This is a genomic window from Lysobacter humi (ex Lee et al. 2017), from assembly GCF_054781815.1.
Window position 1 is genome coordinate 95,400 of the sequence record NZ_BAAGTR010000005.1, and the last position, 15,542, is coordinate 110,941.

Here is a 15,542-nt window from a genome sequence, read left to right on the forward strand (position 1 = left end):
TTCGTCGGCGCACCGCCTGTCGGTGAACCGCTCCGCTAGCCCCCGAAGTACGCAATTCGAGCCATGGGAGGCCGTTGCTCCCGTCGGACCGTGGTGACTCGTAGCGAGAACGTGCGACGACGCTTCATACCGAACCGTCGATCCCATCGGTCGGCAAGTGCGGTGGGCTTCTACCCCGCGGCGCCAGGCGGGGGCTCGGCGCTTGGCGGCCGCTTCACGCCCGCGGCCGCTCATTGCACGGCCTCTCGGAAGCGGGTCATGACTCTACCGCGCGAATGAATGCCCACGATTCGGGCGCGGCCAAGCGCGGGAGTTGCTCGAATCAGTCGCACGTACCCGACGGATCACCCGGTGCTCCATCTTCGACCGGGTGTCGGCTCGCCCTGCCCCGCGCAGCCCGCTTGTCGACATACATGGCAGCATCGGCGCGCGCGAGCATCGCTTCGCCCGTATCGCCCCGTACCCAGCTCGCAACTCCGAAGCTGGCGGATACGGTCCCACGCACGCCTTCGATTTCCAGCGTCGCGAGCGCGCTACGGAGCGTCTCGACGACGTCGAGCGCCCGTTCTTCGTCGCATCCGGGCAACACGATAACGAACTCATCGCCGCCGAGCCGCGCGAGCGCATCATCGGCGCCCAGGCAGCCTTGGCAGAGTTTCACAGCCGAGACCAGAACAGCATCGCCGACGAGATGCCCGAGCCGGTCGTTGATCGCCTTGAGGCCATTCAGGTCGAACAGCACGATCGACAAGGGCTGTAGCGATGCCGAAGCGACCTCGACGGCGGCACGTGAGCGATCCTCGAAGCACGCGCGGCTCATCGCGCCGGTCAGACGATCCCGCGCCAGTTGCTCGCGCATCCGTGTGTTGTCGGCGATAAGCGCTGGGACGGAAAGGCCGAGATACGCATTTGCGGCGAGGCTAAGGGCGGCACATTGCAGCACCAGCGCGGCACTTGTCGGTGAGAAGCTGGACGCGCCCACGGTGAGCACGCTAAACAGAGTGACGCTCGCGATCGTATAGCGGCGAGGCGCTGTATACGTGATCCATAGCTGGAGCAGAAGCGGCACGACCAGCAGCGCCAGAAGGATCGCCTGCTTCTCGGAAAGGCGAGCAATGCTCAGCACGCCTACCGTGACTACGGTAAAGCTCACGAGAGCGAGGATGGGCGGTCGCCGTGCTGCAGCCGTCGAGGTTCCCGGCATCCATTGGGGTGCCTTCGCATTGCCCGGACCCGCTAGGGCGAGCAGCAAAGCCGCGCACACCGGCATAAGCGTCACCGCGGCGACGTAGTCGCCGAGCCACCAGGCGGTGACGAATTCCATGGTGGGCACCTCATCGATCAATCCGGCCGTCGCTAGGAGATGACTTCCGAACCACGCCGAGAACAACGCACCGAGCGCGGTCGCGCCGAGATATCCGAAGACCGTCGCGATCGTCGGTGCTCCATTCTCGACCCGGCCCCAGCGACGTATGGCCCAAGCTGCTAGCGCGAAACCCGTGGTGTGGGCGAAAGCGAATGCGGCACATGCGAGTGCAAGGGTGAGGATCGAGGCGCCGCCGCCGTACATCCTGTCGCTCAGCACTGTCGCAAGCGCGCAACAAATGACGACCAAGGGCAGCGCCCGGGCCCCGAGGATCAGGATGGAGGCTAGCGTCACGGCGGCCGGTGGAAACCACAGACTTGCATGGGGTGCATGCTCGAGCACACGAGCTAGCGCGAACGCCGCGAGCCACAGGACCGGCACAGCAGGATAGATCGCCCACCAGCGATCGGTTGCGCCGCGTCGATCCGAGTGCTGCATAAGCTGCCTCACGAGGAACTTCAAGCAAGCCGCATGCCAGCGTACCGGGTCGCGGCAGGCGATCGCCACTGCCCAGGAAGCGCACGTCGGCCGCATGCTCTGCGGGGATTGCCTAGTGGCGCCAGCCCGCGCCGACCTCTGCCCCTGGCCCTCGCGCTGGCAAACGGACTAGGCGACGCAGGGTTGCCAAGAGAAGTGACGGCCCACCTACCCGTGCACGAGCTTCCAAGTTGTCACGCGTTACGCGCAGGACAAGCATCCCGTCACGTCGGTCCTGCTGGAAAGGCGTGAGCGAAACCGGCCTCTTGATCCTTTCAACGAGCTCCGGCTCGCGTCCACGCCCGACGTCCGCCCTGCGTCGGATGCGGACATCGGGCTGGTCGGCATTGGCGCGCCGGTGCGCAAGGACTGGAAGGCTGAGTCAGTGGCACCAGCGCACGATGCCGACGAACATGGTTCGATCGCCTCATGGCATGAGTCCGTTGCGATCGGTCAGAGCCCTAGCGACCTAACGCCCTAAAGCCTCCAACACCACGACTGCCACCCGCTTGCGTACAGGCGTCATGCGTCGCAGGTGAATCAACGCCTGCGCTTCGAGCTCATCGCCGGCGAACTCGTCGGTCCGCACCGCCGGGGTCGCCTCGGATGGATCCAGGCGGCAGGGGCCCCGGCCAGTCGCGAGCCATTCGAAGCCCGCGCCCGTCTCGGTAGCAATCTGGATCAAGTGCTCGACACTCGGCCGCGTCCCGTGCGGATGCTCCCATTGGGTGACGGCGCTGCGCTTGATGCCGAGCCGCCCGGCGAGCGCGCCCTGAGTGAGCCCGGCCTGCGTGCGGGCACGGCGGATGCGCTGGGGCAATGAGATCATGGCCTTCTTCCTACGGCGTGGATGAGGACGGTCCGTGTCCGGCGCGGCGGCGCGTCGTGCCAGCACGACTGCCCTGCCAGCGATTCTGTCGCCACGCGGTCCAGTCGCGCTGTCCTTTCGTCGGCATCGCCGCGAAGCGCGCGCCGGGCAAATCATGGGCAGGCCCGCTTGCCTGCAGAAGCGCTTGCATCACGGCACGCATTGGCGCGTGATCGACACGTGACAGCGGCGCGCAGGGGCGCCGACCGCGCCGGCAGGACGCCGGCCATAGCGGAGGCACGTCGATGCTGCGGATTTCCCTGTTCGGCTCGATGGCGCTCGCGACCGGGCGCGACGATGCACCCGAAGTGGCCGTCGCCGGGCGGAGCGCGAGCCTGCTCGCCTACCTCGCCCTCGGCCAGGGCCGGAGCTTCAGCCGGTCCGAACTGCTCGCGAGCCTGTGGCCTGACCCTGGCGCGAGCGCGTCGACCGGCTCCTTCAACACAGCGCTTTGGCGCCTGCGGCGCCTGCTGGAAACGCCGCCGCTCGCGCACGGCACGCTCATCACCAGTGACCGCCGCGGCGCGATCGCGATGTGCCCGCATACGGACGTCTGGCTCGACGTCACCGAGTTCGACCGGCTCGTGTCGCCCGCCCTCGCGCGCGCACCGGAGCGCCTGACGGAGGATGACGCAGACGCCCTGGAGCGCGGGGTGCGCCTGTACAAGGCCGACCTGCTGGTCGAGCTCTCGGACGACTGGGCCCTACGCGCGCGGGAGCGCTACCGCCGCGGCTTCCTCAATGCGCTCTACCGCCTGATGCAGATCGCCACGCTGCGCCGGCAGTACCTCGAAGGCATCGGCCATGCGCAGCGGATACTTGACCATGATCCCCTGCGCGAGGACGTGCATCGCGACCTAATGCAGCTGTACGTGGCCAGCGGCCAGCGCGCGCTGGCGCTGCGGCAGTTCGAGTGCTGTCGCGAGCTGCTAAGGCGCGAGCTGGCGATCCAGCCGATGCGCGAGACCCAGGCCCTGTACCGGCGGATCGCCGACAGCGCCGTCGGACTGCAACGCGATGACGATGGCGGCGTCGCCATCGACCGGCGTGTCTCGCTGCAGGGAGACCGACGTCGTTCCACCGACGTGGCGATGCCGCCGGTGGCGCGTGCCACGCCGCCCTCGACGTCGCGCGAACCGGCCGATGCGCGACCGGAATCGCTGCTGCACGGTGCGCGCGCGCACCTGGCCGCGGCCGATGCACAGCTCCAACTGAGCCTGCGCCTGCTCGGTTGACGGTCGCGCTGCGCGGCCGTGCCGGCCGCGCGCCAACACGCACCGCACCACCTCCCCGGCCTGAGACGCCCGCCCCATGGCGGGCGTCTCCGCATCCGCGCGGGGTCGGGCGGCCGCGGCCGTGCCGTCACACGGCGCCGCGTCACGCGGCTGCGCCCGACATCACGCGGAAGCGCTCCCGCGTGATCCACGCGTGATCCATGCGTGATCGGCCGGTGATCGTTTCGGCGCAGCCTCGCCCCATACGTCGCCACCGGAGCTCCGTGATGGCCCTGCTCGAAGACCGCACTGCCGTGTTCATCGTCCGCGTCTGGTGCGAGCGGGGCGACGGCGAGGCCGCGGTCACCGAGTGGCGCGGCTCCGTCGAGCACATTCAGAGCGGCCAGCGCGCCTTCTTCCGCAACCTCGATGCGGTGATCGACTTCGTGCGCCCGCACCTGGAGAGCATCGGCATCGATGCGCAGCAGCGCTTCTGGGAGCGCATCTCCACTGCACTGGATGAAGCGCCGCCGGCGGTGCCGGTCGCCATCCCGATTCCGCCCGCCCAGCCCGATCCCGTCCTTCCCTCCCCTGTCGCGCGGCAAGCCAGGAGCCCGTCATGACCCGCATCCGTGCCAATCGCGAATCGATCGACGATCGCTTTAGCGTGCTCGGGTTCACCGTCAACGCCGACCACCCGCTGTACGAGGTCGGGCTCGCGACCGACCCGGAGCTGTTCAAGCCCGAGCACCGGGCGCGCCGCACCGCGGGCAACTTCTTCGCGAGCCCGCTGCAGCCCACGCGACCGCGCAGCGATGCGGTCTACCTCGTACCGCCGGCGGTGGTTGCCCGATTCGTCGGCCAGCCGCGCCTGTATTTCGGCGTGGCGAGCTATGCCGACGGCGACCGCAGCAAGCCGATCAGCGTGCGCCGCCCGGACAGCGGGCACATGTACGTGAGCCTGCGCGGCCTGACGGAGCGCGGGCTGCGGCGCGTCACGCGCGGGGCGACGCCCGGAAACGGCGCGCAGTACGGTGCGCCGGCGGCCGCGCCGACGTGGGGCGGCGACGCGGTCGCCGACGGTGCGACGCCGACGCGGGGTGGGAACGGGAGCAGCGGCGCGACGCCCGTGCCCTACAACGACGGCTACTCCGACGACCTGTGGCAGCAGCCACCGTCGGCCACGGCACCCTCCGCGGACGCAGCCCCGACGCCCGCGCCGACCGCCGACGCCGGCACCGGCACCGGCACCGCCCCGGCCGCCACGCAGAGCGTCCGCCTCGCGGGCAACGGAGCGCCTCGCCCCCAGAGCAGCTTCGCCGCGCACCGCGACGACTACGACGACGGCTTCGGCCCGATGCCCACCGCATCCCGCGCGTCCACCGTGCCACGGAGTTTCGCGCCGTCGCGCCACGCCACGCCACGCACGCCAGCGCCCTCGCGCCTGGCCACGCCGGCACGCGAACTCCGCGTCGTCTCCAGCTACTACAGCCCGAGCGACTGGCTCGATGCACTGCGCACGCAGATCGGCTTCTTCGCCTCCAGCCTGCAGTGGTGGGCCGGGGTGGAGAACACCACCGTCATGCCCCACAGCGCGATCTGCCAGGCACGCACCGTCGACGGCAGCGCCGAGGGCGGCCAGCACGGCACCGCCTTCTTCATCGCGCCGAACCTGCTGCTCACCGCGGCGCACGTGGTCGACCGCCAGAGCGAGCTGATCATCGTGCCTGGCAAGAACGGCGCCGGAACGGGCGCGGCGAACGAGCCGTTCGGGCGCTTCCGCGTGTCCGCCGCGGACATGGTCAAGCACCCGTCCTACGTCGCTTCGAGCCGCGACTTCGACATCGCCCTGATCCGCGTACCGTCGGGCCATGCCTCGACGAACTACTTCGACCTCGTCGAGGAGCTCACGCAGTCGCGCCCGGAGGGCGTGGTCGTGTCCGGCTATGCCGCATATTCCGACCCCGATGGCCTGATCGACAGCGTGGTCAATGCCACCATCGACGCCGACAGGCAGCACATGCACGGCGGCCACATCCGCTCGTTGCCGAGCGAGGAGACGTTCGACTACGACCTGCAGTCGCTCGGCGGCACCAGCGGCTCGCCGGTCTACTACATCGAGGACGGTGACGCGCCGCGCACGCACATGGTCGGCGTCCACGTGGCCGGGCACGGCGACACCACCAACCTCGGCTGCCGGATCACGCCGGCGAAGCTCGCGTGGATCCGCCAGCAGGCCGCGGCTTGGAACCAGCCGCTGAGCTTCTCGCTCGGCGCGCGCGCCTTGTCCGACGCCGGCGACGCATCGGACGAAGAGGCCTATGCGCAGGCGGAACTCTATGCGCACGTGCCGGAGCCGGTGGAGGACGACGGCGCGGTCGCGGAGGCACAGACGGTCCGCGCGCGTGCCCTCACGACCGCCACGCCCGACTACCCCGGCGCGAGCCGCTTCGTTCCCGCGCATTCGCGCAACTTCCGCGCCGGCCGCCGCCGCGGCGCGGTGATCGACCGCATCGTCATCCACATCACCGCGGGCGGGCCGCGCATCGACGGCACGATCGCCTGGTTCCAGGACGGCGAGCGCCGCGACCGGACCACGGGCCGGCAGGCAGGCCCGAGCAGCGCGCACTACATCGTGGGGCGCGACGGCGAAGTGGTGCAGATGGTGCGCGACGCGGACACGGCCTACCACGCGTCCAGCGCGAACAGCCGCAGCATCGGCATCGAGCACAACGCGAACAAGCCCTACCGGCTCAACCGCCGCGACCTGCCGCCGACGATGGAGCAGTACCAGGCCTCCGCACACCTCGTCGCGTGGCTGTGCGCGCAGCACGGGATCCCCGCCGATCGCGAGCACATCGTCGGACACATCGAAGCGACGCCGGCCGACAACCACGACTGCCCCTCGTCCTACTGGGACTGGGACACCTACATGCAATGCGTGCAGCTCGCGGTTGACGCGTTCGCGCAGGGCAGCTCGACAGGCCAGGTGCCCACGACGTCGCAGGCGCTCTCGCGCCGTCCCATGGCGCGCGCGCAGGAGATCATCCAGCCCTACTACGACCCCTCCGACCCGGCCACCGCGCTGCAGTGCCAGAACAACGCCTTCAGCCAGGCGATGGAGGAGTGGTTCGTCGGCGTCGACAGCACGCACGCCTTCCCGCACTCGGCGATCTGCCACCTGCAGATGTGGGACAGCGAGGGCAACGACGCCGGCGCCGGCACCGGCTTCTACATCGGCCCGAACCGGATCCTGACCTGCGGCCACAACCTCGTCGACGCCGCGAGCGTGACCATCACGCCGGGCATGAACGGCGCAGGCGTGAAGCCGTTCGGCGACTGCACCGTGACCGATGCGAGCTGGCGCGTGCCGCGCAAGTACCGCGATAACCGCTCGTTCGACAACGACATCGCAGTGATCGACAACGTGCCGATCGCGGCCCCGGGCGGTGCGTGGTTCCGCTTCCTGCAGGCCACCCCGTCGGCGCACATGCCGCTCGTGGTCTGCGGCTATTCGGCGCAGTCGCGCGCGGTGCCCGACCTGACTGCGGCGATCGACGGCTACAAGCAGCACCTGCACGGCGGGTATGCGCGAGAGATGCACACGCACGAGACGATCGACTATCCGATCCTCTCGCTCGCCGGGGCGAGCGGCTCGCCGGTCTATACGCTGCGCGACGACGGCGACGGGCTGCAGGCGTATGTCTGCGCCATCCACGTGAGCGGCCAGCGCGCCGCCCAGGGTGTGAACACGGGTTGCTTCATCACGCCCCGGAAGATCGACTACATCGAGGACCGCGCGACCACGTTCGCGCTCGGTGCGCCGCGCGCGCTCTCGACGGACGCCGTCGAGCACCGCGTCGCGCTCGTCCCGCAGCCGGACAAGAACGCCTGCTGGGCCGCGGCGATGACGATGCTGAAGTCCTTCCGCAGCGACGCCTCGTTCGACCCCGAGGCTTTCGTCCGCGAGGCCGGCGGCTCCCTGGCCACCTCCTACGGCTGGGACCAGCTCGAGCGCGTGCGCGACCACTACGGCTTCCGGGTGATCGAGCAGCCGTCGAACGCGAGCCTCTACCACGCACCGACGCAGTGGGCGCAGTGGCTGCGCGACTTCGGGCCGCTGTGGGTGGTGATCGTCGGCGCGCCGCATGCCGTCGTGGTCTCCGGCATCCGCGGCGACCTCGCCGGTGCCGCGGCGACGGAGGTCTACGTCCTCAATCCGTGGGACACGACGACCGCCTTCGACAATGATCCGGTCGCGTTCAACCCGCCGAACCGCGGGCACGAGGGCTGGATGTCCTTCGAGGCCTTCGCCGCGGACTTCGGCGGCATGGCCGAGCCCGACTACGGCAACTGGCGGGTGCTGCACCTGCCGGCCACCGCGGCGCAGGCGCAGGCGCAGTCGCTGTCCACCCGCGGCTACCGGCTCGCGCCTGCGCCGCGAAGCCTGAGCATTTCCGGCGACGCGCCCGAGCCGATCGAGCCCTCCCGCGTTCCCGGCACGCGCATGACCGTCGTCCGCGGCACTGCCGGCGCGAGCCGGTGGTCGCTCGACCAGCTCGAAGGCCGCAAGGCGCCGCAGTCGCCGCCGATGTCGGCATCGTCGCTGCAGGCCACCGACGTGGTCATCGACCTGGGCGAATGGCCGGCGCTCGAAGGCGAGCCCGCGCCGCTGCCGCTCACCGTGCGCTTCCGCGGCGAGGCGGACGGCTCGATCGGCAACGTCGTGATCACCGCGGGCACGCCGACTCCGCTCGGCTACGGCGTCGACGTGGTCGCGCGGATCGACGACGCAGCCGACAGCGATGGCGTCGCGACTCTGCGCGTCGGCATCGACGTGCGCTTCAGCGGGCTCGCACAGGGCGCGCCGACCGCTCGGATCGACCTGCGCCTGCGCGGCGACGGCCGCTACGAGCGCAGCAACCGCTGGACCGACACGAGCCTCGCCGCCTGAGCCGCCGCCATGTCCGTGCGCCCGCCCCTCGATGGCACCCGCCCCCGTGCCGGGATCTTCCCGCCGGGGGTCGCGCGCGGCCCGCAGGCGCGCACCGCGCCTTCGTATGCGCTCGCCGACCCCGCCGCAGCCCCGGCGCCCGCCGCCGCCAAGCCCCAGGCCACCGAGACGATCGCCCGCCGCGCAGGCGCGATGGTCGACGAGATCGACTTCCCGGGCTTCGTCGCGCAGCTGGTGCACGGCACGTTCGACGCGATCGTCGACGCTTCGATCCGGCAGATGGAGAGCTATTCCGAGCTGGTGAGCGCCTGCGCGAAGACGGTCGACGAGTTCACCGAGGCGAACGTCACGCTCAACCAGGCGCGCGACTGGCTCGCTACGCGCTATCCCGGCGACGTCGGCCTGCTGTTGCCGGACGGCGGCGAGCGCGCCGAGCCGCAGGTCGTGCCGCGCACCGAAGGCCTTGCGCCCGCATGGCTCGCCGATTACGGCATCGAGGGCGAGGAGCTCACGCCCGAGCTGCTCGAGCAGCACGTTCTGCCGCAGGTGCGCCGCGCGATCGGCGCCGAGCGCCACCAGCTGCTCTCGACCATGGTGCTGATGGGCCTGAACCGCGTCGCCGTGCGCGACGGCAGCATCAGCGCGAAGGTGATGTTCCGCGCGGCGGCGCGCGACGCCGCGGGCCTGCAGTACGCCACCGCCAGCGATCCGAAGTCGGTCAACAACTGGGGCGAGCGCGGCGCGGCGAGCTACTCGGGCCAGGGCTCGACGATGGTCTCGACGCTCGCGGTGAATGCGCAGAACGAGTCGAGCGTGCGCGCCGACCTGTTCGGCGAGGTCAAGCTCAACTTCGTCAGCGAGACGCTGCCGCTCGACAAGCTGGTCGATCCGGTCAAGGCCTCGCTCGTGCAGCGCCACGCACCCGCATTGCGCGGCGCGATGCCTGCACCGGCGGCGCCGGCGCCCGGCACGGGAGGCGCGTGATGCTCCGCGAACTCCACCAACTGCTCGATGAGCTGCATGCTGGACTCAGCGCGATCGAGGTGACCGGCGGCGTGCGCCTTTCGCAGGTCGACATGACCCTGCCGCTCGAGCTGCGTCCCGTCTTCCGCGACGGCGGCTGCGTGCTGCTCGCGGACGTGCCGCGCCAGAGGGCCGTCGACGGCTGGATGGCGAGCCCGTCGAGGCTGGTGATCGCCTGGAGCGCACCCGAGCTTCCCCGGCGTGCGGAGCACCGCTCATGAGCGCGCAGCTGCCGCCGCTGGTGCGCGACTCGGGTGTGCCCTTCGACCTGTTCATCCAGGCACTCACCGAGCAGCTCGACAAGGCGCAAGCCTCGATGGCGATCAAGGCGCGCGTCGCGCGCATGCCGCTCACCTTCGCGGTCAAGGATGTCTCGATCGACCTGCGCGCCTTCGTGCAGATGGTCGACGACGAGGTTTTCGTGCGCCCCGCCGGCCCCGGCGAGACCGAGGCCAGCACCGTCAAGCTCGCGCTCACCACCATCACCAAGGCGATGGTCGAGGAGAACGCGGTCGACTTCAAAGCCGAGGATCCGAAGTTCGGCCTCAAGGAGGCGCTCGGCGACCAGATCTCCGACGAGGAGCAGCGCCGCCTGGAGCGCATCGGCGTGCGCACGATCACCCAGCTCAACGAGCTCAAGGCCACCGCCGGCGCGGACGTCATCGCCCGCCTCTCGCGCATGCCGGTGAACCGCCTGCAGCAGGCCATGATGCGCGCCGCGGCGCCGCGGGTGACGCGCGTGGAGCGCGACGGGCACGTCGGCCGCGTGCATCTCAATGCGCCGGGCCTGCGTGCCGGTCGGCTGCCGTTCGTGCGCGCGGCCGGCAATGCCGTGCCGGTGGTCGCCGCCGGCGACGGCGAGATCGTCCTCGCGCCGATGGCCATGCAGCTCGGCTGCGAGGCGGAGGTCGACTTCGGCGACGGCGAGTTCGCCCGCGTGCACCTCGCCGAGGGCGAGCTCGGGCGCTGGGAGACCGCGTCGTGATCGCGCACACCGTCCCCCGCCGCCTGCTGCTCACGCTGAAGCTCGGCGAGCTGCCCGAGCACATTCCGGGGCTGCGCGCGGTGCACGGCTACGGCACGCCGGCGGCCGACCATGTCGACGGCGGCGTCATCGACCGCCTCCTGCGCCACCACGGCGGCGCGCTGCGTGCCGCGCGCCTGCACAGCGCGCGCGTGCGACGCGCGGAGCGTGCGGTGACCGGCGCGCGTCGCTTCGACGACGTCGAGCAGCTGAGCGGCGTGGCGCGCGTGCTGCGCATCGAAGTGCGCGAGGCCGCACGCATGCCGGACCTGATCGACGCGCTCGCGCAGCTGCCGATGGTGGAGCGCGTGGGCCCGGACTACCTCTGCCGTGCGCCGTTCGACGCGCCGGCCGTCGCGCTCGACGCCCGCCGCGCGCGGGGCGACGCCTGGGCGCACGGGGCCGTGCGCTTGCCGCAGGCACTGCAGCTCGAGCCGGGAGATCCCGCCGTCGTCGTGGGCCTCGCCGATACCGGCGTGGCCACGCGGCATGCCGAGCTCGACGCGCGCGTGCGCGCCGGCTTCGACAGCGTCGACCTGGACCCGGACGCCGTGGGCGGCCTGACGCTCGTCGGCGACTTCAGGCACCGCGGTCAGCGCCCGGACGACGACGTCGGCCATGGCACGGGTTGCGCGGGGATTCTCGCGGCGCGCGGCGCCGGCATGCCCTCGGGCGGCGCGGGACTGTGCGGGTTGACGCCCGTGCGCGTGCTCGGCGCGGCGGTCGGTCCGGACGCGAAGCGCTTCGGCGTCGGCGCGCTCGACAACATCGACATCGGCATGAAGCGACTGATCGACCTCGGCGTGAAGGTGATCAACATGAGTTTCGGCACGCCCGACTCGCTGCTCGCCGCCGACGCGCCGCGGCCGCACGAGGAGGTCGTGCGCTATGCGCTCGCGCGCGGCGTGATCCTGGTCGCGGCCAGCGGGAACTCGGGCCTCGAGGAGCGCTTCTACCCCGCTGCGCACCAAGGCGTGATCGCGGTGGGCGCCGTCGACGACAGCCTCCGGCCGGCGTCCTTCAGCACCCGCGGCATGCACGTCGCGCTGTGCGCGCCCGGCCGGGAGATCGTCACCTGCGGGCTGGACGGCTACCAGCGCGCCACCGGCACCAGCTTCGCCGCGCCTTTCGTCACCGCGGTCTGCGCATTGATGGCCTCGCGCGCGCAGCGCCGCGCGTGGCCGCTCACCGGCGAGGACTGCCGCCGCCTGCTCGTCGCGAGCGCGCGCCCGTTTGCCCGCGCCGGCGTCGCCGGCTGCGGCGTCGGCGTGCTCGACGCGGCCGCGGCGCTCCGCGCGCTCGACGCCGACATCGACCTGCACCTGCGCGACGCCGACGGTGGCGCGCCGGCCGAGACCCCACCCGCGCTCGCCGCGGCCTGACGCACCACGAGGAGACCTGCGATGGCGACCCCACGCAAATCGAGAAAGGCCGGCGCCCGCGGTGCCGACAAGCCGACACGCGCCGCCGGCGCGAGCCGCGGCGGTCACGGAGGCGCACCGGGGAATGCCATGCACGGCAGGCAGGACCCGGAGGCCGAGGCGCGCGCGAAGGCGGCCGCGGAGGCCGAAGCACGGGCCAAGGCCGACGCGGAAGCCCGCGCCGCCGACGAAAAGGCCCGTGCCGAAGCCGAGGCACGGGCGAAGGCCGAAGCAGAAGCCCGCGCCGCCGCCGCTGCGCGATCGAACCCCGCGACACCCACCCACGACGAGAGAACCGCCATGAACCGCATCCTGCTGGTCGATCTCGGCGAGCGCGAGCACAAGACCCGTGAGGATCTGCGTGGACGCAAGCTGAAGTTCGAATCGATCCTCGCCAACAAGAACCTCGACGGCCTCAATCCCGCGCAGCAGCGCGAGTACGAGGCGATCAAGGCAGCGCTGTCGACCGACCTCACCGCCGACCCGTTCTATCGCGTGGTCGCCGAGACCGTCGCGCAGCAGCCCTGGGCGCAGCTCGCCCGCGACAACCGCTTCGTGCACGAATACGGCCTGATGGGCAGCCAGCGGGTACCCGCCAACCTGCTGCAGCGGCTGGAGGACGGCGAACGCGAGATCGCAGGCATCGCCGGCATCCTGCAGCTCGACAACCACGTCGAGGCCACGCGCGACAAGGCCGGGCTGGTGCGCCACATCAGCACCGCGCAGGGCGAGTACCGCGCCAACCGCGCGCTGTTCGACGCCGCCTTCGCCCAGCTCTCCGAGCAGTACAAGGTCTCGCTGCAGTCGCAGATCGAGGCCGGCCTGATCGACGGCGACATCATCGGCTGCGAGCACCCCGGGCAGGATCCGAACGCGCGCCGCGGCACCTTCAGTGCGGATGACCCATCGCGCCCGACCGGCAAGGACATCGTCTGTGCGCTGTCGGCGCGCAACGTCGCCGCGCTGGTCCGGCGCCTCGCGTCTTCGGGCGTGACGGCGAACGACCCATGGCTCGCCAGCCGGATCCAGAACGGCTATGACATGCAGGCCGGCGTACTCGAGGGCGCGCCGATCTCGTCCACCGAGATCGCCCTGCCGGAGTTCGACGACGTCACCGACCAGGTTGCCGTGCGCGAGAACCTGCTCGGTGCGCAGGCGGTGGCGTTCGCCGCCCACTGCGAGGACATGGGCATGTTCCAGGTGGTCGAGAAGTGCGTCGACCTGTTCCGCATGGGCCTGCTGCCGATCAGCCGCGGCAAGGCCGGCGACTACCTCTACGGCTACCTCAAGAAGTCCGCCGAGCGCATGACGCAGAACGAGCGGCTCGACCTGTACCGGCAGGTGCTCGGGCGCAACGAGGGCGATCCCGCGCTGCCCGGCAACCCCGAGTACAAGGAGCTGTGGCTGCGATTCATGGCCGCGGTCTCGAACTTCGGCCGGCAGCTCTCCGTCGACCGCATGCTGCGCACCAACGTACCGGTGGCCGTGTCGCAGGAGCAGGTGCGCAAGGCGGGCCGCGACCTCGCCGCGAACCTGTCCGTGCACAGCTTCGGCATCGTCCGCTTCGCCGCGGCGGAGCTGCAGCAGACGATCCTCGAGTTCCGCGACGTGCTCAGCGACGCCGAGCTGCGCGCCTGCGTCGGCGCCCGCGACATGTGGCAGCTGATCGACCAGATCAATGCCAACTACCTCGGCGGCCTGCGCAATACGCACCAGCACCGCACGCAGGCGCGCGCGAGCGCGGTGATCATCCGTTGGCTGGCGAACCACAGCGATCGCCTGGCCGGGCGCTACGGCGAGGTCATCAGCGTGAACGCGCTCACCAATCCGCAGATGAGCGGCAGCGACCAGCCGATGCTCACGCCCAACGACTGGGACCTCGTGCAGGCCTGCGAGCAGTGGCTCGCCGTCGGCGGCGTGCAGGAGTCGAGCATCGAGCGCTATGCGCAGTCGGTGGAGACGCCGGCGATTCCGAGCCTGCCGATCGGGCGTGGCGGCGGCCTGCCCGCGGAGGCGCGCGCGATCCTCGACCAGGCCGGCATCAGCCTGCCCTCCCTCTGACGCGGCGGCCCTGAAGCCCGGAGCATCGCGATGAACGTCTCCATCTTCCCCCGCGACACGGCGGCGCGACCGGTCAAGCACCTGGTCACGCAGTCGCTGCAGTCGGCCGCGCGCGCCCTCGGCACGCGCGACCCGATGCCCTACATCGACGGCCTCATCGAGCGCACGTTCTACCTGCCCGACGACGACTATTCCTACGCGCACAACTCCCTCGCACCGGGGGCCGTACCCTACGAGCCGTCGTTCTCGGAGACCGAGCCCGGCAAGCTGCGCTTCACCATCGAGCCGCTCGGCCCCAGCGCCACGCCGATCGCGCGGCGTGACGAGGCCACGCGCGAGATGCGCCGGCTCATCGCGCCGATCTTCGGGCGCGACGCATTGAAGTGGTTCGACTCGCGCAGTGAGGAGTGGCGGGGCTTTGGCGGCCTGTCGTGGATGAACTACGGCGCCTGGTTCGGCAGCGCCTTCGACGAGGACGGGCTCTACGCCGCGAAAATCTATTACGAGTTGCTGCCGACGCAGATCGACGCGCTCGCGCCCGGGCTCGCGAACCTCACGCGGCAGGTGATGGCCGAGATGCCGAACCTGATGCCGATCTTCACCAGCATCGGCTGCAAGCGCGAGACCGGCAGCCAGCGGGTGACGTTCCTCCATCGCGGGCCGATGGCCGTGTCCTCGCTCGGGCCGCTGATGAACCGGCTCGGGATCGGCCACCAGCTGCCGAGCCTGATGCGCATCGTCGGCGTCGCGCTTGGCGGGCGCTTCGAGCTGCCGCCCGGCGGCGTGCTGGTTGGCGTGCGCGAGACGCCGGAAGGCGCCGAGCTCAAGCTCGAGGTGCTGCTCGCCGCGATCCCCGACCTGCCCTCGCGCTTCCTCGACCTGCTGAAGCTCGGCCTGTCCGAGCGCCCGCGCCAGCTCGCCGCGCTCACCCGTTGGCTCGATGCCTTCGGCATGGACAGCGGCGACGAGGGTCACTTCTCCGTGCTCAGCATCCGGGTGAACCCCGTCTCACCCGCGCGGATCAGCCTCTACGTGCGGCCGATCGAGTTCGAGATGCGCGACACCCTCGAGGAGGCCCGCGCGCTGCAGTAGCGGACGGTGGCGGACACGCGTCCGCAGCGTCGCCGCCACGCC

Annotated in this window: 11 protein-coding genes; 9 read left to right on the plus strand and 2 right to left on the minus strand. The window is 71.0% G+C overall.

The features are described 5' to 3' along the window. Window positions 1-322: 322 nt before the first annotated feature. Both ACYVJJ_RS04135 and ACYVJJ_RS04140 read right to left on the minus strand, forming a co-directional pair. The gene (locus ACYVJJ_RS04135; RefSeq protein WP_460831345.1) at window positions 323-1,828 is read right to left on the minus strand and encodes a sensor domain-containing diguanylate cyclase; all 1,506 of its coding nucleotides are present in this window, start codon (window positions 1,826-1,828) and stop codon (window positions 323-325) included. Window positions 1,829-2,312: 484 nt separating this feature from the next. Further along, window positions 2,313-2,672, minus strand: coding sequence for a helix-turn-helix domain-containing protein (locus ACYVJJ_RS04140; protein WP_460831347.1), 360 nt, complete (start codon window positions 2,670-2,672; stop codon window positions 2,313-2,315). Window positions 2,673-2,956: 284 nt separating this feature from the next. On the opposite strand from ACYVJJ_RS04140, the gene ACYVJJ_RS04145 reads away from it, so the two are divergent. The 9 genes from ACYVJJ_RS04145 to ACYVJJ_RS04185 all read left to right on the plus strand — a co-directional run bounded on the left by ACYVJJ_RS04145 (window position 2,957) and on the right by ACYVJJ_RS04185 (window position 15,500). After that, the gene (locus ACYVJJ_RS04145; protein WP_460831348.1) at window positions 2,957-3,946 is read left to right on the plus strand and encodes an AfsR/SARP family transcriptional regulator; all 990 of its coding nucleotides are present in this window, start codon (window positions 2,957-2,959) and stop codon (window positions 3,944-3,946) included. A gap of 266 nt (window positions 3,947-4,212) precedes the next feature. Beyond that, a complete protein-coding gene (locus ACYVJJ_RS04150) occupies window positions 4,213-4,548 on the plus strand; it encodes a hypothetical protein (RefSeq protein ID WP_460831349.1) in 336 nt (111 codons plus the stop codon). After that, a complete protein-coding gene (locus tag ACYVJJ_RS04155) occupies window positions 4,545-8,879 on the plus strand; it encodes an N-acetylmuramoyl-L-alanine amidase (RefSeq protein WP_460831351.1) in 4,335 nt (1,444 codons plus the stop codon). The genes ACYVJJ_RS04150 and ACYVJJ_RS04155 overlap by 4 nt, the downstream gene beginning before the upstream one ends. 9 nt (window positions 8,880-8,888) lie before the next feature. After that, window positions 8,889-9,863 (plus strand): hypothetical protein, encoded by a 975-nt coding sequence (locus tag ACYVJJ_RS04160; protein WP_460831352.1) that lies wholly within the window; start codon window positions 8,889-8,891, stop codon window positions 9,861-9,863. Beyond that, window positions 9,863-10,123 (plus strand): hypothetical protein, encoded by a 261-nt coding sequence (locus tag ACYVJJ_RS04165; protein ID WP_460831354.1) that lies wholly within the window; start codon window positions 9,863-9,865, stop codon window positions 10,121-10,123. The genes ACYVJJ_RS04160 and ACYVJJ_RS04165 overlap by 1 nt, the downstream gene beginning before the upstream one ends. Next, a complete protein-coding gene (locus ACYVJJ_RS04170) occupies window positions 10,120-10,887 on the plus strand; it encodes a hypothetical protein (RefSeq protein ID WP_460831355.1) in 768 nt (255 codons plus the stop codon). The genes ACYVJJ_RS04165 and ACYVJJ_RS04170 overlap by 4 nt, the downstream gene beginning before the upstream one ends. Continuing rightward, complete coding sequence (locus ACYVJJ_RS04175; protein WP_460831356.1) at window positions 10,884-12,308, plus strand: S8 family peptidase; 1,425 nt, start codon at window positions 10,884-10,886, stop codon at window positions 12,306-12,308. The genes ACYVJJ_RS04170 and ACYVJJ_RS04175 overlap by 4 nt, the downstream gene beginning before the upstream one ends. 129 nt (window positions 12,309-12,437) lie before the next feature. Next, window positions 12,438-14,408 carry a hypothetical protein gene (locus ACYVJJ_RS04180; RefSeq protein ID WP_460831358.1) on the plus strand — a complete coding sequence of 657 codons (1,971 nt, stop codon included), beginning with the start codon at window positions 12,438-12,440 and terminating at the stop codon, window positions 14,406-14,408. 30 nt (window positions 14,409-14,438) lie between these two features. Continuing rightward, entirely contained in the window at window positions 14,439-15,500 is a 1,062-nt protein-coding gene (locus tag ACYVJJ_RS04185) for a hypothetical protein (RefSeq protein ID WP_460831360.1), read from the plus strand. Window positions 15,501-15,542 lie beyond the last annotated feature (42 nt).